At 73.4% G+C, this 23,755-nt stretch carries 23 protein-coding genes; 13 read left to right on the forward strand and 10 right to left on the reverse strand.

The window, feature by feature from the left end:
* The first annotated feature begins 54 nt into the window (after positions 1-54).
* Together D1825_RS14145 and D1825_RS14150 are read left to right on the forward strand one after the other, a co-directional pair.
* Positions 55-729, forward strand: a complete 675-nt coding sequence (locus tag D1825_RS14145; RefSeq protein WP_233549911.1) for a biliverdin-producing heme oxygenase — start codon at positions 55-57, stop codon at positions 727-729.
* 81 nt (positions 730-810) lie between these two features.
* A complete protein-coding gene (locus D1825_RS14150; RefSeq protein ID WP_118768055.1) occupies positions 811-2,229 on the forward strand; it encodes a GGDEF domain-containing protein in 1,419 nt (472 codons plus the stop codon).
* A 2-nt stretch (positions 2,230-2,231) separates the two neighbouring features.
* Here D1825_RS14150 and D1825_RS14155 read toward each other — a convergent pair whose 3' ends face one another.
* Positions 2,232-4,064 (reverse strand): NHL domain-containing thioredoxin family protein, encoded by a 1,833-nt coding sequence (locus D1825_RS14155; RefSeq protein WP_118768056.1) that lies wholly within the window; start codon positions 4,062-4,064, stop codon positions 2,232-2,234.
* Positions 4,065-4,355: 291 nt separating this feature from the next.
* Between D1825_RS14155 and D1825_RS14165 the strand changes: the two genes are divergently transcribed.
* Complete coding sequence (locus tag D1825_RS14165; RefSeq protein ID WP_118768058.1) at positions 4,356-5,174, forward strand: patatin-like phospholipase family protein; 819 nt, start codon at positions 4,356-4,358, stop codon at positions 5,172-5,174.
* Positions 5,171-6,220 (forward strand): 1-acyl-sn-glycerol-3-phosphate acyltransferase, encoded by a 1,050-nt coding sequence (locus D1825_RS14170; protein ID WP_118768059.1) that lies wholly within the window; start codon positions 5,171-5,173, stop codon positions 6,218-6,220. Before D1825_RS14165 ends, D1825_RS14170 begins: the two co-directional genes overlap by 4 nt.
* A 154-nt stretch (positions 6,221-6,374) precedes the next feature.
* Here the strand turns inward: D1825_RS14170 and D1825_RS14175 are convergent, their stop codons facing one another.
* From D1825_RS14175 to D1825_RS14185, 3 genes are all read right to left on the reverse strand, one after another.
* The gene (locus tag D1825_RS14175) at positions 6,375-6,584 is read right to left on the reverse strand and encodes a hypothetical protein (protein ID WP_118768060.1); all 210 of its coding nucleotides are present in this window, start codon (positions 6,582-6,584) and stop codon (positions 6,375-6,377) included.
* Between the two features lie 23 nt (positions 6,585-6,607).
* A complete protein-coding gene (locus tag D1825_RS14180; protein ID WP_233549912.1) occupies positions 6,608-7,645 on the reverse strand; it encodes a methyltransferase in 1,038 nt (345 codons plus the stop codon).
* 103 nt (positions 7,646-7,748) lie between these two features.
* The gene (locus D1825_RS14185; protein ID WP_118768062.1) at positions 7,749-8,354 is read right to left on the reverse strand and encodes a TetR/AcrR family transcriptional regulator; all 606 of its coding nucleotides are present in this window, start codon (positions 8,352-8,354) and stop codon (positions 7,749-7,751) included.
* 156 nt (positions 8,355-8,510) lie between these two features.
* On the opposite strand from D1825_RS14185, the gene D1825_RS14190 reads away from it, so the two are divergent.
* From D1825_RS14190 to D1825_RS14215, 6 genes are all read left to right on the forward strand, one after another.
* Positions 8,511-9,752: a helix-turn-helix domain-containing protein gene (locus D1825_RS14190; protein WP_118768063.1), complete on the forward strand. Its 1,242-nt coding sequence runs from the start codon at positions 8,511-8,513 to the stop codon at positions 9,750-9,752.
* Between the two features lie 50 nt (positions 9,753-9,802).
* Positions 9,803-9,991: a hypothetical protein gene (locus D1825_RS14195; RefSeq protein WP_138067687.1), complete on the forward strand. Its 189-nt coding sequence runs from the start codon at positions 9,803-9,805 to the stop codon at positions 9,989-9,991.
* A 110-nt stretch (positions 9,992-10,101) separates the two neighbouring features.
* Entirely contained in the window at positions 10,102-11,625 is a 1,524-nt protein-coding gene (gene exaC, locus D1825_RS14200) for an acetaldehyde dehydrogenase ExaC (RefSeq protein WP_118768065.1), read from the forward strand.
* 128 nt (positions 11,626-11,753) lie between these two features.
* Positions 11,754-12,143, forward strand: coding sequence for a DUF779 domain-containing protein (locus D1825_RS14205; RefSeq protein ID WP_118768066.1), 390 nt, complete (start codon positions 11,754-11,756; stop codon positions 12,141-12,143).
* 18 nt (positions 12,144-12,161) lie between these two features.
* Positions 12,162-12,701, forward strand: coding sequence for a DinB family protein (locus D1825_RS14210; RefSeq protein ID WP_118768067.1), 540 nt, complete (start codon positions 12,162-12,164; stop codon positions 12,699-12,701).
* A gap of 127 nt (positions 12,702-12,828) precedes the next feature.
* Positions 12,829-13,692: a hypothetical protein gene (locus D1825_RS14215; RefSeq protein ID WP_138067688.1), complete on the forward strand. Its 864-nt coding sequence runs from the start codon at positions 12,829-12,831 to the stop codon at positions 13,690-13,692.
* A 4-nt stretch (positions 13,693-13,696) separates the two neighbouring features.
* Here D1825_RS14215 and D1825_RS14220 read toward each other — a convergent pair whose 3' ends face one another.
* From D1825_RS14220 to D1825_RS14240, 5 genes are all read right to left on the reverse strand, one after another.
* Complete coding sequence (locus D1825_RS14220) at positions 13,697-14,617, reverse strand: transglutaminase family protein (protein ID WP_118768069.1); 921 nt, start codon at positions 14,615-14,617, stop codon at positions 13,697-13,699.
* Positions 14,614-17,088 carry a circularly permuted type 2 ATP-grasp protein gene (locus D1825_RS14225; protein WP_118768070.1) on the reverse strand — a complete coding sequence of 825 codons (2,475 nt, stop codon included), beginning with the start codon at positions 17,086-17,088 and terminating at the stop codon, positions 14,614-14,616. The genes D1825_RS14220 and D1825_RS14225 overlap by 4 nt, the downstream gene beginning before the upstream one ends.
* 182 nt (positions 17,089-17,270) lie before the next feature.
* On the reverse strand, positions 17,271-19,214 hold the full coding sequence (locus tag D1825_RS14230) for a glycoside hydrolase family 15 protein (protein WP_118768071.1): 1,944 nt from the start codon (positions 19,212-19,214) through the stop codon (positions 17,271-17,273).
* Positions 19,215-19,345: 131 nt separating this feature from the next.
* Positions 19,346-20,710, reverse strand: a complete 1,365-nt coding sequence (locus tag D1825_RS14235) for a pyridoxal phosphate-dependent decarboxylase family protein (RefSeq protein WP_118768072.1) — start codon at positions 20,708-20,710, stop codon at positions 19,346-19,348.
* 44 nt (positions 20,711-20,754) lie between these two features.
* Positions 20,755-21,024: an acylphosphatase gene (locus D1825_RS14240; RefSeq protein WP_118768095.1), complete on the reverse strand. Its 270-nt coding sequence runs from the start codon at positions 21,022-21,024 to the stop codon at positions 20,755-20,757.
* A gap of 89 nt (positions 21,025-21,113) precedes the next feature.
* Between D1825_RS14240 and D1825_RS14245 the strand changes: the two genes are divergently transcribed.
* Together D1825_RS14245 and D1825_RS14250 are read left to right on the forward strand one after the other, a co-directional pair.
* A complete protein-coding gene (locus D1825_RS14245) occupies positions 21,114-21,473 on the forward strand; it encodes a VOC family protein (RefSeq protein ID WP_118768073.1) in 360 nt (119 codons plus the stop codon).
* A gap of 10 nt (positions 21,474-21,483) precedes the next feature.
* Complete coding sequence (locus D1825_RS14250) at positions 21,484-22,275, forward strand: pentapeptide repeat-containing protein (RefSeq protein ID WP_118768074.1); 792 nt, start codon at positions 21,484-21,486, stop codon at positions 22,273-22,275.
* A gap of 8 nt (positions 22,276-22,283) precedes the next feature.
* On the opposite strand, the gene D1825_RS14255 is transcribed toward D1825_RS14250, so the two are convergent.
* Entirely contained in the window at positions 22,284-23,045 is a 762-nt protein-coding gene (locus tag D1825_RS14255) for an alpha/beta fold hydrolase (protein ID WP_118768075.1), read from the reverse strand.
* Here D1825_RS14255 and D1825_RS14260 point away from each other — a divergent pair.
* A complete protein-coding gene (locus D1825_RS14260; protein ID WP_147356273.1) occupies positions 23,044-23,547 on the forward strand; it encodes a hypothetical protein in 504 nt (167 codons plus the stop codon). The genes D1825_RS14255 and D1825_RS14260 overlap by 2 nt on opposite strands.
* The last annotated feature ends 208 nt before the right edge of the window (positions 23,548-23,755 follow it).

Here is a 23,755-nt window from a genome sequence, read left to right on the forward strand (position 1 = left end):
CTTCATGACGTACGCTTCCTGACAGATCGTCATCAACAAGTAGCAGGAGTGTTCGTGACCACCACTGCCGTCCGTCCGGCCGACGAGGCCACCGCCGTCCCGCTCTCCCTCGCGCTGCGTGAGGGCACCCGCGCCGAGCACGAGAGCGCGGAGAGCAGCGGGTTCGTCGAGCAGCTCCTCGGCGGCCACCTGGACCGCGACGCGTACGCCGCGCTCGCCGTCCAGCAGCTCGCGGTCTACACCGCGCTCGAGGCCGCCGGTGCCCGCCTGGTCGCTGCCGGCGCGGACCGCGGTCTCGTGTTCGACGAGCTGACCCGCGTCCCGGCCATCGAGACCGACCTCGCCTACCTGCTGGGCGACGACTGGCGCGAGCGGGTCGTGTTCCTGCCCGCGACGCTCGCGTACACGCAGCGCCTCGAGGCCTGCGGCGACGACCTGTCGCTCTACGCCGCGCACGCCTACACGCGCTACCTCGGCGACCTGTCGGGCGGCCAGATCATCAAGCGGATGATGCAGCGGCACTACGGGTTCGAGCAGGACGGCATCGCGTTCTACGACTTCCCGGAGATCCACAAGCTCAAGCCGTTCAAGGACGTCTACCGCGAGCGACTGGACGCCCTGCCGCTCGACGAGGCGCAGCGCGAGGCCGTCGTCGAGGAGGCGCGCGTCGCCTTCCGCCTCAACCAGGCCGTGTTCGCCGAGCTCGGAGCCGCCCGCGCGCAAGCGTGACGCGCGGGCGGACGGGTGACGTGATGCCGCAGGTCGCCCGATCGTGTCGTGCGGACGGCCGGCGTGGACGATGATGGCCCCGTGACACGACGCGGCGCCGCCTCGCCGGGCGCGCGTGCGGGACGACGTTCCGCCGCGGCCCTCGTCGGCGTACGCGGGCTCGCCCTCGCGGCGCACCGGCTCGACCGGTGCCGCACCCTCGAGGACGTGCAGCAGGCGACGAGCCGGATGGGCGTCGAGGTGCTCGCCGCGCGTCGCGTCGCGTTCTGCCGCATCGAGCAGGACACGAGCCGCATCCTCGACATCACGCCGCAGCCCACCGATCCGCGGCTGCTGTGGATGGTGCGCTCGTCGTACCGCGCCGACGACCGCCCCGCCCTGCGCGCGCTGATCAGCGACCGGGCAAGCTGGGTCGCGCACGCGGTCGACATCGAGGGCCAGCCCGTCGCCGAGGGCGACGAGGAGGCTGGGGACGCCGTCGAGATCGCGACCCTCAACGAGGTCGACGCCGGGTCCGCGCTCGCCGCGCCCATCATCGTCAACGGTGCCGTCTGGGGCCAGATCTACGCGGTCAAGGCCGTCGGCGACGGCCTGTTCACGGTCGACGACGTGGCGCGCGCCGAGGTGCTCGCCGCGCTCGCGGCCGGTGCCGTGGCTCGCGTCGACCTCGAGGACCAGGTGCGCCACCTCGTCGCGGACGACCCGCTGACGGGCCTGGCCAACCGTCGCGTGGCCGACTCCGTGGCCGAGTCCGCGCTGGAGTCGGGCGACGAGACCTGCATCGTCATGTGCGACGTCGACGGGCTCAAGCGCGTCAACGACCAGATGGGCCACGACGCGGGCGACGACCTGCTGCGCACGGTCGGCGACGTGCTGCGCCGGGTCGCGGACTCGCTGCCGGGCACCACCGCGGCACGCATCGGCGGCGACGAGTTCGCGCTGGTCACCGTGGGCCGCAAGCGGGCCGAGGTCGCCGAGACGATGGCCACGACGCTCGCGATGTACCCGCTGCCGCACGGCGCCGCGATCTCCTACGGCCTCGCGTCGACCGCCGTCTCTGGGCCGGTCTCGGCCCGCCAGCTCTTCCGACGCGCCGACGTCGAGCAGTACCGCGCCAAGCGGGCCCGTGCGCGCCGGCTCAAGGTCGCGACCCCGACCGCCGACCCCGCCGTGACCGCCGAGCGCGTCGTCGTCGTCGGCTCGGCCGCGATCGCCGCCGCGCAGTCCGGCGTCGTGCCGCGCCTGTGCGCGCTGGCCGCCGCCGTGACCGAGACCATGGGCGGCTCGGCGTGGGCCGTGCTCATGCAGCGCGGCGACGAGCGCTCCGCGATAGCCCGCGGCGGCAGCCCGTCCGACCTCGAGCGCGACCAGTCGACGACGACGTTGGAGCACGGGCCGTGGCTCGTGGAGATCGGCGTCTCGTCGACCGCGGCCGAGGGCGGCGTGGTGAAGTCCGCGCTCGACGCGCTGACCGCCGTCGCCGTGATGGGCGCGAGCTGAGCTCAGCCATGCAGCGGTAGCGACAGGGTCGCCGCTGCGCCCGCGACGAGCCGGACCGGGACCCCCCAGTCCTGCGCGTTGAGGTGGCACGCGGGGTACTCGATCGCCGGGTCGTCGTCGCAGCTCGCCGCGTGCGCCGTGACGTGCAGGACGCCCTCGCTCACGTCGGGGTTGAGCCGCAGGGTGCGCAGCAGCGGGACGTCGTCGCCCGCGCCGTCGAGCAGCAGCTCCGGCGGGGTCGACGAGACCTGCAGGCGGGTCGAGGGTCCGTAGCGGTCGTCGTACTTCTGACCCGTGGCGGGCGTGAACACCACGTCGAGCGCGACCTCGCCGGGAGCCAGGTCCGTGACCGGGCGCTGCGTGCGGTGCGTGCCGCCGTCCACGTGCTCGCCCGCCGCGAGCGGGATGCGCGTGATGCGGTGCGCGGCCGACTCGACGACGAGCAGGCCGTCGGGCAGCACGACGAAGCCGCTCGGCTCGGCCAAGCCCGACGCGATCGTCGTGACCTCGTCGTCGGCGTACCGGCGCACGGCACCGTTGTACGTGTCCGCGACCGCGACCGACCCGTCGGGCAGCACCGCGACGCCGAGCGGGTGCTGGAACCGGGCCTCGGCGGCCGGACCGTCGCGGTGGCCGAAGTCGAACAGGCCCTCGCCGACCGCGGTGTGGATCGTCAGTGGATCGGTCTCGACCCAGCGCAGGGAGGACGTCTCGGAGTCGGCGAGCCAGATCCGCCCGTCCGCCCCGACGGCCAGGCCCGAGGGCTGCGCGAACCAGGCCTCGGGGCCGGGGCCGTCGAGCAGGCCCTCGTTCATCGTGCCGGCGACGTGCGTGATCGCCCCTGCCGCGGGGTCGAACGTCCACAGCGTGTGGTTGCCGGCCATCGCGACGAGGAAGGCGCCGAGGTCCTGCGACCACACCACGTCCCACGGCGAGGACAGCTTGTGGCTCCGGGCGCCCTCGCCGGAGACGTTGTCCGCCGCGCCCACCATGTACTGCTCGCCGGTCCCGGCCACGGTGGTGACGACCCCGTCGGCGAGCCGCACCCCGCGCAGGACATGGTTGACCGTGTCGGCGACGAGAACGTCGTAGTCGGGCCCCAGTCCTGACGGGACGAGGCACAGGCCGTTCGGCTCGTTGAACCGGGCCTCGTCGGGGCCGCCGTCGACGAGGCCACGTCCGCCCGAGCCGATGCGGCGGACCAGCGTCTCGGCGTCGGGGGCCAGCTCGGCGAGCGAGTGGTGGCCCGCGTCCGCGACCAGCAGGTTGCCGTTCGGCAGGGCGATCGCCTTGGCCGGGAAGCGCAGCGTGCCGGACGTGGGCTCGGGCGCGACGTACGGGCCGTCGCCGCGGTGCAGCGTGCCCTTGGTCGCGTGCTCCGCGACGAGCTCGTCGACCAGGATCTCGACGTTGCGCCGGTGCCCCTCGCCGGCCATCTGCGCGACGACGTAGCCCTCGGGGTCGATGACGACGAGGGTCGGCCAGGCGCGCGCGGTGTACGCGGACCAGGTCACGAGGTCCGGGTCGTCGAGCACGGGGTGGTGGACGCCGTACCGCTCGACCGCCGCGGCCAGCGCGACCGGGTCGGCCTCGTGCACGAACTTCGGCGAGTGCACGCCGACGATCACGAGGACGTCGCGGTGGGCCTCCTCGAGCTCGCGCAGCTCGTCCAGGACGTGCAGGCAGTTGATGCAGCAGAACGTCCAGAAGTCGAGGATCACGATCTTGCCGCGCAGGTCCGCGAGGGTGACGTCGCGGCCGCCGGTGTTGAGCCAGCCGCGCCCGACGAGCTCGGACGCACGGACGCGGGGAAGACGAGCAGACGGGGTGGTCACTGATCAAGTGAACACGACTACGCGTGCGACCTGAGAATCGGGAACGAGGCGTCGGACGGATACCGCAGGGCGACGACATTGTCGGCAGACGGAGCGAGATCGCCGTCGGAGCCGACCTCGCCCAACCCGAGCACAACACCCGTGTTCTCTGACGTGATCGTGATCGCTGGGCACCACCAGTCGCCAGCATCGGACCAGGGCCGGTAGTCCAGGGTCACCGTCTCGATTCGTCGGCCCACGAGGGCGGACCACCTCATCACGCGGAGCGCGCCCGTGTGCCACGATCCGAGGGTGACCATCGGACTCGTGCTGGGCGGCGGAGGGGTGCGCGGCGCCGTGCAGGTGGGCATGCTGCGCGCGCTGTTCGAGGCGGGCATTGTGCCGGACACGATCGTCGGGACGTCGATCGGCGCGATCAACGGTGCGGCTGTCGCGCACGACCCGACGATCGCGGTCGTGGACCGGCTCGTCGAGGCGTGGGCCTCGCCCGCCGCGGCCGCGATCTACGGCGACTCGTGGCCCAAGCAGCTGCGCCGGCTCGCGAAGTCGCGCACGCACCTCAACGACCCTGCGCCGCTGCGCGCGCTGCTGGTCGACATGCTCGGCGAGGAACCGACGTTCGAGGCGCTCGCCGTCCCGCTGGCGGTCACAGCCGCGAGCATCGAGCGCGCCGCCGAGCGCTGGTTCGACTCCGGGCCGCTGATCCCCGCGGTGCTCGCCTCGTCGTCGGTGCCCGGCATCCTGCCCGCGACCGTGATCGACGGCGAGCACTTCGTCGACGGCGGCATCGTCAACTCCATCCCGCTCGGCGAGGCGATCCGCCGTGGTGCGACGCGGGTGTACGTGCTGCAGGTCGGGCGGATCGAGGAGTCGCTCGTGGCGCCGGACAAGCCCTCGGACGTGGCGCGCGTGAGCTTCGAGATCGCGCGCCGGCACCGGTTCTCCCGGGAGATCGACATGGTCCCGGAGGGCGTCAGCGTGCACGTGCTGCCGAGCGGCGGCGCCAAGCCGGGCGACGAGAAGCTCACGTCCTACCGGAAGCTGGACGCGACCCGGGCGCGCATCGACGCCGCGTACGAGGCGAGCGCGCGCTACCTGGCGCAGTCGTGATCTGGCGACTGCCGCCGCGCTGGGTGCGGCGCGTGGTGCTGGCTCCGCTCCTGCTCGTCGTCGCGCTCGTCTGGCTGCCCGTGGGCGTGGTGCTCGTGGTGCTCGTCGGCGGCGTCATCACGTGGCTGCTGCCCGGGAAGCTGCGGATCACGCGCATCCTGTGGATGGCGACGTTCTACCTGTTCTGGGACGCGGTCGTCATCGCCGCGGCGTTCGGGCTGTGGGTCGCGTCCGGCTTCGGCTGGGCGATCCACCGCCCCCGCTTCCAGCGCGCGCACTACGTGCTCGCCGGGCGGATGCTGCAGGTCCTGTTCTGGCAGGTGCGCTGGACGCTGCGCCTGACGATCGACGTGCAGGACGCCGACGTGGGCACCGTGCTGACCGGCCGCCCGATCATCGTCGCGAGCCGGCACGCGGGCCCGGGCGACTCGTTCATCCTGGTCCACGCGCTGCTCAACTGGTTCGACCGCGAACCGCTGATCGTCCTCAAGGACACCCTGCAGTGGGACCCGGCGATCGACATCCTGCTCAACCGTCTCCCGACCCAGTTCGTCACGCCGCACTCCGCGCGCCGGGACGGTGCCCCGGGGCTGTCGTCAGCCGTCGGCGACCTGGCTGAGCTGCTCGACGACCGCAGCGCGCTGCTCATCTTCCCCGAGGGCGGCAACGTCACGCCGCGCCGCCGGACGGCTCGGATCGAGGCGCTGCGCGCCAAGGGACGCGACGACCTGGCCGAGCAGGCGGAGCAGATGGTCAACGTCATGGCCCCGCACGCGGGCGGCCTGCTCTCCGCGCTCGACGCCGCGCCGACCGCGGGCGTCGTGTTCGTCGCGCACACCGGCCTGGACCGGCTCGTGACCACGCGGGACATCTGGCGCGAGCTGCCGATGGACAAGCGGATCATCATGAAGGGCTGGTCGGTCGACGCGGCCGACATCCCGCGCGACCTGGCGGCGCAGGAGGAGTGGCTGTTCGCCTCGTGGCTGCGCACGGACCAGTGGATCGCGGCCAACGACCCGGTGGGGACGTCGGTTCAACCGCGGTGAACGCGGGCGGTGCCCGGCATCCACGGCACCGATGGGCTGCCGTCCGCCAGCTAGAGCCCACCGAAGACGTCGCTCAGCACCATGCCGATGCGCTGCACCAACCTGCGCCACCACGGACGCGAGTCGGGGACACCGTGGCGCCCGAGTCGCGCACTCATCGCTCAGCCGTTCGCGCGTGGCGTGGTGAATGCCGGAGGTATCGCTTGGCCATCCACAGCGTGAGGGCAACGTACGCGGCGATCGGGAGCAGGAACCAGAGCGAGCGTTCAAGCAGGTAGTCGGTCAGGACGAACAGCGGCAGGCTCGTCGAGAGCATCACAACGGCCACGATCGGGGCCACGTGGTGACGCCATAGCCGGTCCATCTGCGGTCCTTCCTGACCGAGGGTCAGGCCCGGTCGAGCACGTAGATGCGCGGGTGGTGGCCCTTGGCGAACACGCGCGTGACCTCGCGGGTCGTCCACTGGTCGGTCTCGCGCAGGCAGCGGTCCATGACCTTGATCTCGTGCGTGAGCACGACGAGCCGTGCCCCCGGCGCGGCGAGGCGGTGGGCCGCGCGCAGCAGGTCCGCGTGCAGCTCCGCGTTGGTGGCGTGCGAGCCGTGCAGCGTGCCCCACGGCGGGTCGGCGAGCAGCAGGTCGTAGCCGCCCTCGAGCTGGGGGTCGCGGATGTCGGCCGTGATCAGCTGGGCCTTGCGGGCCAGCGACGCGGCGGCGAGGTTCTCGGTGGCGGCGGCGATCGCGTCGGGTGCGTCGTCGATGCCGACGGCCGCCGCGGCGGGACCGGCGAGCAGGCGCTCGATCAGCAGCGTGCCCGAGCCGCACATGAGGTTGACGACCCGGTCCTCGGGCACGACGCCGGCGATGCGGGTCATGGCCGCGGCGATCGTCGCGTTCGCGGCGCCCGGGTAGTCGGCCGCGCGCCAGGGGCGGGCGGACAGCGGGCGGTTGCCGACCCGGACCAGGACGTCCCAGCCGGGGTCGGCCTCGCCGCGCGCGGGGCCGCGACGGACGCGGACGACGAGCTCGCCGTCCTTCTCGTCGTACTTCAGGCCGGTGGCGGCGTTCAGCTCCGAGGCCAGGCGGGCGAAGACCGACGAGTCGCTGCCTGCCGCCTCGAAGCGGAAGGTCGACGAGCCCGCGACGCGCAGCGAGGAGTACATCGCCTCGACGATCCGGGCCAGGTGGTCGCCGCTCGTCAGCGACTTGGGGCGCGGCACGTCGAAGTGCAGGACGAGGAACACGGCGACCGCGGTGGTCAGCCGACGCGTGTGGGCGAGGGGGTTGCTGATCGCGACCGCGAGCGCGTCGTCGCGGCCTGCGACGGGAGCGGCCGGCCGGCGCGGGTGCAGCACCGCGGTGACCTCGTCGGCCAGGACGTCGCCGAGCCCGGGCAGGAACGTGACCTCGATTCGGGTCTCGCGCACCTGCTCGTCGCGTGAGGGTGCGCCGCGGCGGGTGGGCGTGGGGCGGCCGTGGTGACGCACGCCGGAGGGCCGCCGGCCGCGGCCGGACGAGGGGGTCGGCACGTCAGGCGGGGACGAGCACGGGTGCGCCGACGGCGCGGAGCACGAACGCCTCGGTCTGGGCGATCGCGCGCTCGCGGGCGGGGCCGTCGTCGGGCACGCCGCGACCGGACAGGCACGCGTTGACCAGCGGGACCGTGGTGTCGAGGTCCTGCTCGGGGAAGGCGCCCGACGCGATGCCGGCCGCGAGGATCTCGCGCAGCACCTGCTCGACCACGACGACGTGCTCGCGGACGCGCTGCTGCGTGGAGCGGGACAGCACCGAGCGCAGCTCCGGGCCGGGGGCCACGTGGTAGACGCGCTTGAGTTGCGTCTGCTGGCGGACGTAGGTGCGCAGCTGCTCGACGGGGTCGTCGATGTCGTCCAGCGCGCGCTGCAGCGTCGCGGCGTACTGGTCGGTCTCGTGAGTGATGAAGCCGACGAGGAGCGCTTCCTTGTCCGGGAAGTGGTTGTAGACCGCCGTGCGGCCGACGCCGGCCGCCTGCGCGATCTCGGCGAGGGTGATGGCGTCGAAGCCCTGCTCGGCCATGAGGGTCGACAGCGCCGCGAAGAGCTTCTGGCGGGTCTGCTCACGGTGCTCGTGCAGCGATCCGCCGATGATCTTGGGCATGGTGACATCGTCGCACGCCGCGTCAGAAAAACCCACCAGACCGGGGGTGATCCGCGTGACCCACACCGACCCTTCACGTGCCCTCGCCCTGCCGGAACTGGACACGCGTCCCTACACTCGAGGTGGTCCCGACGACGACGTCGGCCAGGAGGTGCGATGAGCGCAACCACCGTGAGTGCGGCGCACGACGAGTTCGTGACGACCGGGCACGCGCCCGGCCGGTCCGTGCGCCGCGTGGTGGCCGACTCCTGGCGCCGCAGCCGCCGCAGCGGCGTCGATCCCGAGCAGTCCTCGCCGCCGGTCGACGTCAGCGCGAACGACCTGGCCGGCCTGCGCCGCGAGCACCCGCTCTCGGTCGCGCTGCCGATCGTGCGCCAGCTCCTGCTCGACCGCGACCCCGGCTGGGTCGCGGCGCTCACCGACCAGACCGGCCGGCTGCTGTGGGTCGAGGGCGACGCGCGCGTGCGCCGGCAGGTCGAGGTCGCCGGCTTCGTCGCGGGAGCGGTGTGGCGCGAGGACTGCGCGGGCACCAACGCGCCCGGCACGGCGCTGGCCACCAACCGCGAGGTGCAGGTCATCGGCACCGAGCACTGGGCGCGGCCGGTCCAGCCGTGGAACTGCGCGGCGGTCCCAGTGCACGACTCCGCCGGCCAGGTGCTGGGCGTTCTCGACGTGACCGGCGGCTCCGTGGTCGCGTCCGGGCTCGCGATGCAGCTGGTCCGCGCGACCGCGGCCGCCATCGAGGCGACGATCGCGTCGCGGCCCACCGGCGGCACCTCGGCCGTCCCCGTCGGGCCGCCCGTCCCGTCGCTGCACGTGCTCGGCGGCCAGGTCGGGACGCTCGGGCTCGACGCCGCCGCGCACCGCCTGGGCGGCCGGCACGCCGAGATCCTGCTGCTGCTGGCCGAGCACCCCGCGGGCCTGTCCGGAGACCAGCTCGCGGTCCTGCTCTCCGACGCGGAGCTGTCCGACGTAACGGTCCGGGCGGAGGTGTCCCGCCTACGCCGGCTCGTCGGGCCGCTGCTCAGCGAGTCGCGGCCCTACCGGCTGACACGCGCGGTTCGCACGGACGTCGACGTCGTGCGCGACGCCCTGGCCGTGGGCGACACCACCCAGGCGCTGTCCGCGTACACCGGGCCCGTGCTGCCGCGGTCGGTCGCCCCTGGGGTCGAGAAGCTGCGGACGCGGCTGGCCGACGAGCTCCGCGCCGCGGTGCTCGCGTCGCGCGACCCGCAGCTGCTCGCGCGGTGGGCGGCGTCCGACGAGGGCGCCGACGACTGGGCCGCGTGGGCCGCCCTCGCCTCGTCGAGCGTGCCCGGCTCGGCGCACCACCTGCGCGCGCACGCCCAGCTCGTCCGCCTCGAGCGCGAGATCGGTCGGCGTCACCCGGTCGGGTGAACTTGCCCCGTCGAACTGCGATGATCACGGGCCGCGCGCACGCTGGACGGATGACCGAGTCACACGTCCACCTCACCGACGACGACGTCCGCGCAGCACGGCGGGCGTGGTTGGCGGCCCACGAGGAGGATCCCGACTCGGGTCGGACGGCGCGGCTGCACGACGGGTACCGCCGCGTGGTCAACGCCCAGGCGCAGCAGATCGCGGACGACTTCCGGGCGCGGCGGGCCGAGCGCTAAGGCGGGTGCAACGGTCGTGCAACGTGCCGCGGCCTACCGTGCGGGAGGATCGCGGCAAGGGTGCCGCGCCCCGGACGCCTCGTCGTCCGGATGACCTGCCAGGAGGCGCGATGACCGTCTACGCAGCACCGGGACAGCCCGGCAGCCCCGCTACCTACCGCGACCGCTACGACCACTGGATCGGCGGCGAGTACGTCGCCCCGGCCGCGGGCCGCTACTTCGAGAACCCGTCTCCGGTGAACGGCAAGACGTTCTGCGAGGTCGCTCGCGGCGACGCCGACGACATCGAGCGCGCCCTGGACGCCGCGCACGGCGCGGCCCGTGCCTGGGGCAAGACGTCCGCGACCGAGCGGGCGCTGGTCCTGAACAAGATCGCGGACCGCATGGAGGAGAACCTCGAGATGCTCGCGGTCGCCGAGACGTGGGAGAACGGGAAGCCGGTGCGCGAGACCCTCGCCGCCGACATGCCGCTCGCGATCGACCACTTCCGCTACTTCGCGGGCGCGATCCGCGCGCAGGAGGGCTCGATCTCGGAGATCGACGGCGACACGATCGCCTACCACTTCCACGAGCCGCTCGGCGTGGTCGGCCAGATCATCCCCTGGAACTTCCCGATCCTCATGGCCACCTGGAAGCTCGCGCCCGCGCTCGCGGCGGGCAACTGCGTGGTGCTCAAGCCGGCCGAGCAGACGCCGGTCTCGATCCTGCTCCTCATGGAGCTGATCGCGGACCTGCTGCCCCCGGGCGTCATCAACGTGGTCAACGGGTTTGGGGTCGAGGCGGGCAAGCCGCTGGCCTCGTCGCCGCGCATCCGCAAGATCGCCTTCACCGGCGAGACCACCACGGGCCGCCTGATCATGCAGTACGCGTCGCAGAACATCATCCCGGTCACGCTCGAGCTCGGCGGCAAGAGCCCGAACATCTTCTTCGAGGACGTGGCCCGGGAGAAGGACGCGTTCTACGACAAGGCGCTCGAGGGGTTCGCGATGTTCGCCCTCAACCAGGGCGAGGTCTGCACGTGCCCGTCACGCGCTCTGATCCAGGAGTCGATCTACGACGGGTTCATCGGCGACGCGATCGCACGCGTCGAGGCGATCACGCAGGGCAACCCGCTCGACACCGAGACGATGATCGGCGCGCAGGCGTCCAACGACCAGCTCGAGAAGATCCTGTCCTACCTCGACATCGGCCGCGCCGAGGGCGCCAAGGTGCTCACGGGCGGGTCGCGCAACGTGCTCGAGGGCGACCTCGCCGAGGGCTACTACGTGCAGCCGACGATCTTCGAGGGCAAGAACTCGATGCGGATCTTCCAGGAGGAGATCTTCGGACCGGTCGTCGCGGTGACGAGCTTCGCCGACTACTCCGACGCCATCCACACCGCCAACGACACCCTGTACGGGCTCGGCGCCGGCGTCTGGTCCCGCGAGGGCGAGATCGCCTACCGCGCCGGCCGCGACATCGAGGCCGGCCGCGTGTGGACGAACTGCTACCACGCCTACCCGGCCGCGGCGGCGTTCGGCGGCTACAAGGGATCGGGCGTCGGCCGCGAGAACCACAAGATGATGCTCGACCACTACCAGCAGACCAAGAACCTCCTGGTCAGCTACTCGGGTACCAAGCTCGGCTTCTTCTGACCGAGCCGAGCACGAACCAGCCCGATCTAGCCGCACTTGTGACGGAAGTGCGCCCCTGAGGCTCCGTGGGGCCTCAGGGGACGACACCCGTCACAAGTGCGGCTAGGTGGGGCCAGGAAGGGAGCGCGATGGGACTGCCCGAGCGGGTCGCGGTGACCGACGAGGCCGCCACGATGCTGCGCCGGCTGCGCGAGCAGCACGGCGAGCTGATGTTCCACCAGTCCGGCGGCTGCTGCGACGGCTCGTCGCCGATGTGCTTCCCGCAGGGGGAGTTCTTCACGGGCGACGTCGACGAGCACCTCGGCGACCTGGACCTCGGCGACGGGGTGGTCGTGCCCGTGTGGATGACCAAGGCGCAGTACGAGTACTGGAAGCACACGCACCTGACGATCGACGTCGTCAAGGGCCGCGGCGCGGGCTTCTCCCTCGAAGCCCCCGAGGGCGTGCGGTTCCTCATCCGCTCGCGCCTGCTGACCGACGACGAGTACGGCGAGCTGCACACCGCGGGGGTCGTGTAGCCGAGATACCGTGCGGGGATGACGACGCCGGCCGCCGCCCCCGCCATCGAGCCCGACGAGAAGGACTGGACCTGGGTCCTGCGCGAGCGCTGCCCGGAGTGCGGCTTCACCGCGGCCGACGCCGACACCACGGCCATCGGCGGCACGGTCCGCGATCTCGCGCCCCGCTGGGTCTCGGCCCTGCACCGCACCGACGCGCGCGAGCGCCCCGAGCCCACCACCTGGTCGACGCTCGAGTACGGCGCGCACGTCCGCGACGTGTTCCGGGTCTTCGACGGCCGCCTCGCGCTCATGCTCGCCGAGGACGACCCGCTGTTCGAGAACTGGGACCAGGACGCCACCGCGCTCGCGGACCGCTACGACCTGCAGGACCCGACGGTCGTGGCCGACGAGCTCGCGGACGCGGCCGATGCGATCGCGGACCGGTTCGACTCCGTGGCCGACGACGCCTGGGAGCGCACGGGCCGCCGCTCGAACGGGTCGGAGTTCACGGTGACCACGCTCGGCCAGTACTTCCTGCACGACGTGGTCCACCACCTGCACGACGTGCACGCCTGAAGTTGTCCACAGGGTTCGTCCACAGGCGGTGGGTAGTGCGGGTGAAAGCCTGTGGACAAACTCGCCGAACCGGTGGATGACGCGGGCCAAAAACACGGCCGAAACAATGTCTCGCTAGCGTCCGGCCATGAGCCAGGTCTGGGGTGTTCCCGCAGAGCTCGACGGGCAGCACGTGGTCGCCCTGCCGAGAGGTACGGATGTGCTCGCGCTTGCCGGCGCGTGGTTCGCCGGGGCGTCCTGGGAGGCGGCGCCGGTCGCCAGCGCCCCCGCGACGAGGATGGCCGGCGCGCGGTTCCGCGGCGTGGTCGTCCAGGAGGCGTCCGCCGCGACGCTGGGTCGGCTCCGGCTCGGTGACGCGGGCGTGCTCGTCGGCCCCGCGCCCTCGCCCGACCACGACGTGTACGGCCTCGCCGAGGGCAGCGACCCCGCGGTCGGCTGGATGACCGCGGCGGCCCGGCGGACCGGCGGGCTCGTCGTCGCGCCGGACCGCTCGCGCTCGCTCGTCCCCGACCGGCACGCGGACGTGAGCCTGACCCTGTGGTCGGCCCAGCCGATGGCCGCGGTCGACGCGGTCCCGCTGGTGCGCCCGGCCCTGGCCGGTGCGCGCGTCGGGCCGGTCGACCTGCCGCGGCCGAACGGCACCGCCGACACCGGGCCGCAGCCGTTCGGCGTGACCGCGATGTTCGACTACGACGGCGCCGTGACGCTCACGATGCGCCGCCAGACGGACGGGCCGGTCGTCCTGGGCAGCCTCGACTGGCGCGAGCACGGTCCGTGGGCCTACCGCGTGGTGTGGGAGCCGCTCGAGCCGGGCGAGCTCGAGACCGAGACGCCCTCGCCGCTGCACGTCATCGCGCGGGACCGGGTCATGCCGTCGATGGCCCGCGTGATCGCCGCGCTGTGGCGGGCGGTCGGGGGGACGGTGGTGGACGCGGGCGGGTTCGTCGTGACGCCCGACGAGCTGCGCGAGCGCGCGACGCCGCACCGCTGACGGGTCAGGCGAACGGCTCGGAGCCGGCCGGCACCAGGTCCACCGCGACGCTGAGCCGCGACCCCGAGCCCTCGGTGAAGATCACGCCCCGCAGCGGCGGGACGTCCTGGTAGTCGCGCCCCCAGCCGAGCACCACGTACCGGTCGTCGACGAACTGGTCGTTGGTCGGGTCGATGTCCACCCACCCGGCACCCGGCACCCAGGCCGAGACCCACGCGTGCGAGGCGTCGGCCCCGCGCAGCTTCTCGCGCCCCGCCGGCGGTCGCGTCTCGATGTGCCCCGAGACGTAGCGCGCGGGCAGCCCGTGGGCGCGCAGCGCGGCGATCATCAGGTGCGCGAAGTCCTGGCACACGCCCGCGCCCTGGGCCAGCAGCTGGGCCTGCGTGGTCGAGACCGTCGTCGATCCGGACCGGTAGGCGAGCTCGGTGCGGATGCGGTGCGCGAGGTCGACGAGCAGCTCGCCGAGCGGCCGGTCCGGCGTGAAGGAGGGGGCTGCCCATGCCCGGACCTCGTCGCCCGGCACCGCGTGGGTCGACGGGAGCACCAGCTCGCGGAGCGCGACGAGCACGTCCGGCGAGACGGCCGCCGCCGAGTCGCCCGTCTCGACCGACCGCGCGGTGTCCTCCCAGGTCACGGCCGGCAGCGAGTCGAGCGACGCGGCGACGCGGCTGACCTCGATCGTCGACCGCGCGGTGACCACGAGCCGCGTGTGCGCGCGGGTCACGCCGTAGTACGTGGTCCGGTTCCCGTAGTAGTCGATGTGGGTGGAGGTGTCGGCGGGCGTGGGGTCGACCTCGACGGTCGCCGCCAGCACGGCCTGCCCCGGGAGGTCGCGCGGCGTCATCGTCGTGCGGCCGTAGGAGTCGGTGACCGGGCCGCCGTAGGTGTACGTGGTGCGGTGCACGAGGTCGTAGGTGCGGGTCACGGGCGGTCCACCTCGTCGGCCGCGTCCCACGGGTCCTCGAGCGCGCGGCTCGGGCCGGGCCGCGCGAAGTGCACGCGCTGGATCTCGTCGGCCGCCGAGCGCAGCCGCCACGACATCGACTCGAGCGCCTCGCCCAGGCGGTCACGGCGCCCGTCAGCCTCCGCGACGGTCGCGGGGTCGAGCTCCGCGACCAGGTCGGCGACGTCCGACAACAGGTGCTCGGCACCCGGCACGGTGCCCAGGTCGTCCTGCAGCCGGTCGAGCTGGAACGCGAGCGCGCGCGGGTTGGTGCGGTCGAGCAGCAGCAGGTCCAGGACCGCGGCGACGCCGGCGCCCGAGTTGTAGCGGCGGCGGAACGTGATCGACGAGTCGTGGGACAGCACGACGGCGTCGACGAGGAAGCCCTCGACGGCCGGCGGCCGGTGCTCGACGAGCGTCGCCTGCAGGTGCTCGACGACGTGCTGCGCGCGCTCGATGCGGCGGCCCGCGTCGAGGAACCGCCAGCCGACGTCGCGGACCAGCCCCTCGGCCGCGATGCCCGCCACGGCGTGCAGCGCCTCGAGCACCTGGTCCAGCACCGGCCGCAGCCCCGCGGTGGCCAGGCGGGGGTCGTCGAGACGGCCGAGGTCCAGCGCCTCGTCGGGCGACGGTCGCCGCCTGCCGCGCTCCGCGCGCAGGACCCGCTCGATGCGGGCCAGGGGGCCGAACGTGTCGCTCGAGAGCTGGTCGCGGACGGTCGCTGCCGACGAGCCGAGGCGGCGCAGTGCCGAGGCGACCGAGGTCGCGGTGCGGGCCTCGAGGGTCAGCTCGCGCAGGCTCGCGCCGGTGCGCTCGTCGTCGGGCTCGAGGCCGCCGATCAGGACGGACAGCGCGCGCCCTCCGGCCGAGCGTGGCCGCGCGTGGAAGTCGTCCCAGCGGTCGACGACGACGCGGAGCAGCCGCGCGCGATCCTCGGCGCGCTCGGCGTACCGGCCCATCCACCACAGGTTCTCGGCGGTGCGCGGCGAGATGCCGGCTCCCTGGCGCCGGCTGCCCGCGGAGATCTCGAGCGACGTGTCCTCGGCGGCCTGCTCGGTCTGGCTGGACAGCACCCAGACGTCCTTGGCGACGGCGCCGGACGACGACGACACCACGGCCGACCCGGCCACGCGCGCGAGCCCACCGGCCATCACGGCGTACGAGCCGCGGTGCGCGACCGCGTACGTGCGCAGCATCGCGGCCTGCGAGCCCCCGACGCCGTCCGATCGGTGACCCGGCTCCTGGCCCGCCCAGGCCCACGGCTCGGCGGCGATCCTGGCCGCGAGCTGCTCGCGCGCGGCAGCGTCGAGGGTCCAGCCCTGGATGAGGCCGGGCGCGGTGCGGCGCACCGTGGGCAGCACGACGAGCTCGTCGAGGTGCGCGAGCACGTGCGAGAGGCTCGCGGGCTCCCCGCACCACCAGGTGGGTGCGGACGGCAGCGCGAGGTCCTGGTCGAGGATCGTCCGGGCCAGGCGCGGCAGGTAGGCGAGCAGCGCCGGGTTCTCGAGCACCGAGGCGCCCAGCGGGTTGACGACGCTCACGTTCCCCGCGCGCAGGGAACGCACCAGGCCGGGCACGCCGAGCCGCGAGCCGGTGCGCAGGTCGAGCGGGTCGCACCACTCGGCGTCGACGCGGCGCAGCACCACGTCGACCGGCTCGAGCCCGTCGAGCGCGCGCAGCCAGACGCGGCCGTCGCGGACCAGCAGGTCGGTGCCCTCGACGAGCGGCAGGCCGAGCATCGAGGCGAGGTAGGCCTGGTCGAACGCGGTCTCGCTGGCCGGCCCGGAGGTGAGCAGCACGATCCGCGGCTGCTCGGCGTGCGCCGGGGCGACGTCGCGCAGCGCCGCGCGCATCGCGTGGAAGAACGGGCCGATGCGCTGGATCGAGGCCTGCCGGTAGACGTTCGCGAGCACCTGCGAGACGACGCGGCGCCCCTCCATCGCGTACCCGGCGCCGGACGGCGCCTGCGTGCGGTCGGCGACGGCCCGCCAGCCGCCGGCCGGGTCCCGCACGAGGTCGGTCGCGGTGAGCACGAGCTCGCGCCCGCCGGGCAGACGCAGCCCGTCGACCGCGCGCAGGAACCCGGGGTGCGCGACGACGGACGTCGGCGGCAGCAGCGAGTCCGTGAGGAGGCGGCGCGCGCCGTAGACGTCCTGCAGCACCGCGTCGAGCAGCTCCGCGCGCTGCACCAGGGCCGCGTCGAGGTCCGACCACTCGGCCTCGTCGACCGTGACCGGCGCGGGGTCGAGGCGCCACGGACCCGCGCCCTCGGGGCGGTCGGCGCCGTAGGTGACGCCGTGGTCCGCGAGCAACCGCTCGGCGTCCTCCCGGGCGCGCGCGAGGGTCGCCGGATCGGGGGCGTCGGCCGGGTCGGCGAGCCAGCCCCAGTCGGGGCGGTGCTCGGGAGGGCTCCCGTCCGCGGCCGGCCGCGGGGACGAGAGCAGGTCGGTCACACCCGGGAGTCTGGCCTATGTGCGGCCGCCTCCGCGCGTGCGGCTCGCCCCCTGGCCTGGCGGGTCGCCCGTTCGCGCGGCGTCCGGCTCGCTACGGTCGGCGTGCTCGCCGAGTGCGGCGCAGACGTGCTGCGGGGACTCGGGTGGTTTCCTCCGGCGTTCCGGCCTGCGTTCCGAACCGGTCAACCGCCGCGGTTCGGGGGCTCGAAGTGGATGCCGTCGTGCCCGGCCTGCTCCTCGGCGCGGATCACGTGCATCGCCGCGTTGATGAGGGCCAGGTGCGTGAACGCCTGCGGGAAGTTGCCCAGGTGCCGGCCGGAGCGCGGCTCGATCTCCTCGGCGTACAGGTTGAGCGTGCTCGCGAACGAAAGGAGCCGCTCGCACAGAGCGCGGCCGCGGTCGAGCTCGCCGATCTCGACGAGAGCCGAGACCAGCCAGAACGAGCAGATGGTGAACGTGCCCTCCTCGCCGGAGAGGCCGTCGTCGGTCTCCTCGACGCGGTAGCGCAGCACGAGGCCGTCGACCGTGAGCTCGTCGGCGATCGCCAGGACGGTCGCGCGGACGCGCTCGTCGTCGGGCGGCAGGAACCGCAGCAGGGGGACGAGCAGCAGCGAGGCGTCGAGCGCGTCGGACCCGTAGCGCTGCACGAACACGCCGCGCTCGTCGACGCCGTTGGCGCAGATGTCCGCGTGGATCTCGGCGGCGAGCTTGCCCCACTGCTCGGCGAAGTCGGGCTCGTCGTGCAACCGGGCGAGGCGGGCGCCGCGGTCGAGGGCGACCCAGCACATGAGCTTGCTCGACGTGAAGTGCTGCGGCTCGCCGCGCACCTCCCAGATGCCGCGGTCGGGCTCGTGCCAGTGCTTGATGGCCTCGTCGACCTGCCGCTTGAGGATCGGCCACAGCGCCTCGGGCAGCTGCTCGCGGGACTTGGTGTGCAGGTAGACCGAGTCCAGCACCGCGCCCCACACGTCGTGCTGGCGCTGGTCGTACGCGCCGTTGCCGATGCGCACGGGGCTTGCGCCCTCGTACCCGGTCAGGTGGTTGAGCTCGTGCTCCTCGAGCGTGTCCTCGCCGCCGACGCCGTACATGATCTGCAGCTCTCTGTTGTCCCGGCAGACGTCGTGGATGAACGCGAAGAAGTCGTTCGCCTCGCGGTCCAGCCCGAGCGTGTACAGCCCCCACAGGGCGAAGGTCGAGTCGCGGATCCAGGCGTAGCGGTAGTCCCAGTTGCGCTCGCCGCCCGGTGTCTCGGGCAGGCTCGTCGTGGCCGCGGCGAGCAGCGCACCCGTCGGCGCGTACGTCAGGCCCTTGAGCGTGAGCGCGCTGCGCTGCAGGTACGTGCGCCACGGGTGGTCCGGGAAGACGCCCTGCGTGATCCACTCGCGCCAGAACTCCTGCGTGCGCCACAGCATGTCCGCCGCCTCGTCCCACGTCGACGGAGCGGGCAGGGGCGACCAGGAGAGCGCGACGTACGCCTTGTCGCCGTTGGTCATCCGCGTGCGCGCCGACGCGGTGCGGCCGTCGATCCCGAGCCGCAGGCTGGACGTGAGCCGCAGCGTGGGGCCGCCGACCTCGGGGTCGGGCACGGCCTGGATCTCCTTGTACCCCGTGCCGACGTAGTCCCAGCGGGCCTCGGATCGCGCGTAGTTCGGTGCGGGCGCGCACGTGACCTCGAGGTCGACCGTGCCGCTGATGCACGTGATGGTGCGCAGCAGGATGTGCTCGGCGTCGTCGTCGGTGGGGGTCCGACGATGCGTGGCGGAGCGCTCCTGCTCGTTGTGCCACGGCCCCATGACCATCGCGTCGCGCACGACGAGCCACCCCGTGGGGGTCTGCCACGTGGTCTCGAGCACGAGCGTGCCGGGCAGGTATCGGCGCGCGGTCGGCACCCGGATGCCGTGCGGGCCCACCCGGAAGGAGCCGGCGCTGCGGTCCAGGTTCGCCGCGAAGATGCTCGGCGAGTCCGGCCGCGGGACGCACATCCACTCGACCGCGCCCGCGGGGGAGATCAGGCAGTTCGACTCGCAGTCGGACAGGAACGCGTAGCTCGCGATGGGCGGGAAGCTGGACCGGGATCCCGTGTCGGAGGGCGTGCCGTGCGCGGGAGGAGGTGTCGCGGGAGCCATGTCTCAGCGTGCTGCATCGCTGACACCCTTGTCAGCCCCCCGCCCTGTGACGTGGTTCGCCCCGCTGCCACGGCGTTGCCGGTTGTGTTCAGCGTTGATGCCGCTCTGTGCAATCAACGCTGAACACAACGTCACTCCGCCAGTGCGCGGCGGACCGCGTCGACCGTGGAGGCTACCGCACTCGCGTCCGTCGCCCAGTTGCTCACCGAGAAGCGGACCACGGCGCGGCCGCGCCAGCGCGAGGGGTAGGCGTAGGCCACGCCGTCGTCCCGGATGCGCGCGGCGAGGGCCGTCGTCGCGTCGTCGTCGGCCAGGGCGACGCAGACCTGGGTGTAGACGACGTCGTTGACGACCTCGATCTCCGGCAGGGCGGCCAGCCGGGTGGCCAGGTCGACGGCCGCGGCGTGCAGCCCGTCGACGAGCGCGGCGACGCCCGACCGCCCGAGCGTGGCCAGCACCGCCCACACCGGCACGCCGCGGGCCCGGCGGGACATCTCGGGGACGTACTCGTGCGGGTCGTGGCCGGTCGCGGCGGCGGGCAGATAGCTCGCGGTCGCGCCGAACGACGCGCGGGCGGCCGCCTGGTCCGCGACGATCGCCAGGCCGCAGTCGTACGGGGTGTTGAGCGTCTTGTGCGCGTCCGTGGCCCACGAGTCGGCGCCCCCGTAGCCGCTGGTCAGGTGCGCGAGGCTCGGTGATGCGCCGGCCCACAGGCCGAAGGCGCCGTCGACGTGCACCCAGGCGCCGGCCTCGTGCGCGACGGCGATCGCGGCGGCCATGTCGTCGAAGGCGCCCGAGTGCAGGTTGCCGGCCTGCAGGCACACGATCGTCGGGGACTCGTCCAGGGCGGCGGCCAGCGCGCCGACGTCGATGCGGCCCTGCTCGTCGGCCGGCACGAGCTCGGCCGCGCCGAGGCCCAGGTACCGTGCCGCGATGTCGACCGACGCGTGCCGCTCGGCGCCGGCGATCCAGCGCACGCGCGGCCCGCCGCTCAGCCCGCGGGTCGCGACGTCCCAGCCCGCCCGCGCGAGCAGCCGGTCCCGGCCGGCGCCCAGCCCGACGAAGTTCGCCATCGTCGCGCCCGTCACGAACCCGACCCCCGCGTCGGCGGGCAGCCCGAGCAGGTCGAGAAGCCAGGTGGCAGCGAGCTCCTCGACCGCGGCGGTGCCGGGCATCGGCGTGCGCATCGCGGCGTTCTGGTCCCACGCGCCGACGAGCCAGTCCGCGGCCAGCGACACCGGGTACGTCCCGCCGATCACCCAGCCGTAGAACCGTGGCGACTGGCTCGCCAGCAGGCCGGGCTCGACCGCCTCGACGAGCCGGGCGACGACGTCGCGCGGGTCCTGCGGGTCGGCGGGCAGGTCGGGTCCGAGGGCCTCGACCACCTCGGGGATGGCCGACGAGGCGGGGATGGGCCGCTCCGGCATGCCGGTGAGCCACTCGACGGCGCTGCGTTGCGCGAGATCGAGCAGCTCGGCGTAGTCGGCCGACGACATGCTGCGAGTGTTCTCCTGGCGAGGGACGCAGGTCAACGTCCGCGTCAGTCGCGGATCGAGAATCCCGCCGTGTCCGGCTCGTCGGCGTCCTGCACCTCGACGGACGTCACGACCGCGCCGGGCGGACCGGTACGGAACCACGCCACCAGCCGCTCGACCGCCTCGTCGTCCCCGCCGAGGAACGCCTCGACGCCGCCGTCGTCCCGGTTGCGCACCCAACCGCGGACGCCGAGCCGCTCCGCCTCCGCGCGCGCCGACCAGCGGAACCCCACGCCCTGGACCGAGCCGGTCACGACCACCCGCCTGCTGCTCATCACGCCAGTCTCGACCTCCCCCTCCCTGTACGCCTCGCGCGGGGCGGTCCTACGCTGCCGAGATCACCCGCTCAGTGAGGAGCACGGACATGGCCCACGGCGACATCACCCACATCGACATCCCGGCCGACGACATCCCGCGCGCGATCGCCTTCTACCGCGAGCTGTTCGGCTGGGACATCAAGGAGTACCCCGGCTACGAGGGCTACCCGATGTGGACGGCCCCCAACACGATCAGCGGTGGCGGCATCAGCCCGCGCGACGACGTGCTGAAGAGCCCGCGCAGCTACGTCGAGGTCGACTCGATCGACGAGTCGCTCGCCAAGGCGGTCGAGCTCGGCGGCACGGTGGTCACGCCCAAGCAGGAGATCTCACCGACCAGCTGGTGGGCCTCGTTCACGGACTCGGAGGGCAACCAGCTGGCCCTGTACGAGGGGACGACGGCATAGCGTCGCCGCCGTGACCGCACTCCCGCTCGAGCTGCGCGGCGACTGCTCGCGCTGCGTGGGCCTGTGCTGCGTGGCGTCCTCCTTCCGCCGGTCGTCGGAGTTCGCGTTCGACCGCGAGTTCGGCGACCCGTGCCGCAACCTGCAGGGCGACGACCGGTGCGCGATCCACGCGTGGCTGCGGACGAGTGGGATGTCCGGCTGCACCACGTACGACTGCTTCGGCGCCGGGCAGCGGGTCACGCAGCAGCTGTACGGCGGCCACAGCTGGCGCGAGGGGGCAGCCGTCGCGGACGAGATGTTCGCCGACTTCCGGGCCGCCCAGACCGTGCACGAGCTGCTCTGGTACGTCGCCGACGGGCTCGAGCGGATGAGCGCCGGGCCCGTGCACGAGCGGCTGCGGGCGCTGGCCGACGAGCTCGACGCGCTGATGGTCACGAGCGAGGCCTTGCGCTCGGTGGACACCCTGGCGCTTCCCGCCGTCGTGGCGCCTGCGCTCGACGAGGTCGTCGCCCTGGTCGGGGGAGGCGGCCCCCAGCACAGACGAGCCGACCTGGCCGGCCGTCGCCTGACCGACCTGCGAGGCGCATGCCTGCGCGGCGCGAGCCTGCTGGGCGCGGACCTGCGGGGTGCCGACCTGCGCGAGGCGGCCCTGCTCGGCGCCGACCTGCGGGGATCCGACCTGCGCGGCGCGGACCTGTCGACCGCGCTGTTCGTCACGCCGCGCCAGGTCGCGTCGGCGAGCGGGGACGCGACGACGCGGCTGCCCGCGCGCCTGGGGGCACCGCCGCAGCGGTGGGGATGACGCACACGTCAACCCCGAGGGACGTGCTCGGCGAGGAAGTCGTCGACCGCTCGGTGGTACGCATCGGGCTGGTCGCGCCGCACGCAGTGGCCCGCGTCGGCGACCACGACGGTCCGGACGAGGTCGTTGCGAAAGCCGTCCGGCCGCGGCGCCATCGCCGCGTCCGGAGGGACGACGAGAAGGGTGGGGACGCGGACGGCGTCGAAGAGCGACTCCCAGGCGGGGTCGCCGAGCACGAGGCCGCGCTCGATGTATGACCGGTCGACGAGCGGCTTGCAGTCCGCCCACGCCTCGATCTCGGTCCGGCTCCATGGGGTCTCCCGCAGCGCCCGCTCCACCTCGGCGCCGCGGTCGGCCATCGCGTCGAGGAAGGCGAGGTTGCCCGCGACGAAGTCAGGGTCCGGCGTGTAGCCGCTCGGCTTCGCGGGGTCCTCGAGCACGAGCGCCGCGATACGGTCCGGCCGGGCGAGCGCGGCGCGCAGTCCGAGCAGTCCGCCCAAGGAGTGGCCGACGAGCGCCACGGGTCCGGGCTGAGCATCCAGGAGCGCCAGCACGTCGACCAGCAGGACGTCGGGCGCCGAGGCCGTCTGGTCACGCGAGAACCGCGGCGAGCGTCCGTGCCCCCGCAGGTCCGGCGCGACGACGTCCCACCGGTCACCCCAGTGCTGCACGAGGTCCGGCCAGGTCGTGCCGGCATCGGTGAGGCCGTGCAGCAGCACGACGGTCGGTGCGTCGGGGCTGCCGTACCGGTGGACCGCGAGCGACTCCATGAGTCAGCAGCGTAGGTCGCCCCATCCGCGAGCGAGCGACACGCACTCCCGCCGCTACTCTCCGTGCATGGTTCTGCCACTGACGGTGACGCGCGAACGGACCGTTCCTCCGCAGCCTGCGGAGGACGTGCGCTGGACCGTTCGGCTGCAGCGGGGTGACCGGTTCCCGGGTTGGGGCTGGATCGACCGGATCGACTCCGCGACATCCGGGTGGAACGACGACATCGGGATCTTGGTCGTCATCATGGGCACGCTCAACGCGCTGACCGTGCCCTCACGCCTGGCCCGGCGGCTCGCCTACCGGAGACAGGGACGCTGCGACTGGGACGTGCTCGTCTATCGGGGTTGGGCCGGGATCCAGCATCAGCGCGACGCCGTCCACCGCGAGCGGTGCGACGACCTCGATGCCGCAGCACTCCGGGGGGGAGTTGATCTGGTCATCACTCACGAGCGACGACCGCGTGACGCCTCGGGAGCGGTGACGCCACGCTTCCATCTCTGAACGGAGCGGGTTCCCTTCGCGTCGAGACCACGTGGCAGGTTCGCGCGGAGTGCTGGAGTGACACCGGGTAACACCCGTGACGCACTCCCTACTGTCACGAACTGTCACGAACTGTCACGAACTGTCACGAACTGTCACGGCGAGAGGCCGCCACCTTGCGGTAGCGGCCTCTCTCGGTGGTTCCTCGAGCCCGGTGGGTGAAGACCGG

It is taken from the genome of Cellulomonas rhizosphaerae (genome assembly GCF_003470205.1).
Classification (GTDB): Bacteria; Actinomycetota; Actinomycetes; order Actinomycetales; family Cellulomonadaceae; genus Cellulomonas; species Cellulomonas rhizosphaerae.

What these genes read in the sequence shown, in the direction of transcription:
- D1825_RS14175 (WP_118768060.1), bottom strand. Translation starts at nt 6,584, where the DNA reads ATGGACCGGCTATGGCGTCACCACGTGGCCCCGATCGTGGCCGTTGTG.
- D1825_RS14185 (WP_118768062.1), bottom strand. Translation starts at nt 8,354, where the DNA reads ATGCCCAAGATCATCGGCGGATCGCTGCACGAGCACCGTGAGCAGACC.
- D1825_RS14190 (WP_118768063.1), top strand. Translation starts at nt 8,511, where the DNA reads ATGAGCGCAACCACCGTGAGTGCGGCGCACGACGAGTTCGTGACGACC.
- D1825_RS14195 (WP_138067687.1), top strand. Translation starts at nt 9,803, where the DNA reads ATGACCGAGTCACACGTCCACCTCACCGACGACGACGTCCGCGCAGCA.
- exaC (WP_118768065.1), top strand. Translation starts at nt 10,102, where the DNA reads ATGACCGTCTACGCAGCACCGGGACAGCCCGGCAGCCCCGCTACCTAC.
- D1825_RS14205 (WP_118768066.1), top strand. Translation starts at nt 11,754, where the DNA reads ATGGGACTGCCCGAGCGGGTCGCGGTGACCGACGAGGCCGCCACGATG.
- D1825_RS14210 (WP_118768067.1), top strand. Translation starts at nt 12,162, where the DNA reads ATGACGACGCCGGCCGCCGCCCCCGCCATCGAGCCCGACGAGAAGGAC.
- D1825_RS14215 (WP_138067688.1), top strand. Translation starts at nt 12,829, where the DNA reads ATGAGCCAGGTCTGGGGTGTTCCCGCAGAGCTCGACGGGCAGCACGTG.
- D1825_RS14230 (WP_118768071.1), bottom strand. Translation starts at nt 19,214, where the DNA reads ATGGCTCCCGCGACACCTCCTCCCGCGCACGGCACGCCCTCCGACACG.
- D1825_RS14235 (WP_118768072.1), bottom strand. Translation starts at nt 20,710, where the DNA reads ATGTCGTCGGCCGACTACGCCGAGCTGCTCGATCTCGCGCAACGCAGC.
- D1825_RS14240 (WP_118768095.1), bottom strand. Translation starts at nt 21,024, where the DNA reads ATGAGCAGCAGGCGGGTGGTCGTGACCGGCTCGGTCCAGGGCGTGGGG.
- D1825_RS14245 (WP_118768073.1), top strand. Translation starts at nt 21,114, where the DNA reads ATGGCCCACGGCGACATCACCCACATCGACATCCCGGCCGACGACATC.
- D1825_RS14260 (WP_147356273.1), top strand. Translation starts at nt 23,044, where the DNA reads ATGAGTCAGCAGCGTAGGTCGCCCCATCCGCGAGCGAGCGACACGCAC.
- D1825_RS14255 (WP_118768075.1), bottom strand. Translation starts at nt 23,045, where the DNA reads ATGGAGTCGCTCGCGGTCCACCGGTACGGCAGCCCCGACGCACCGACC.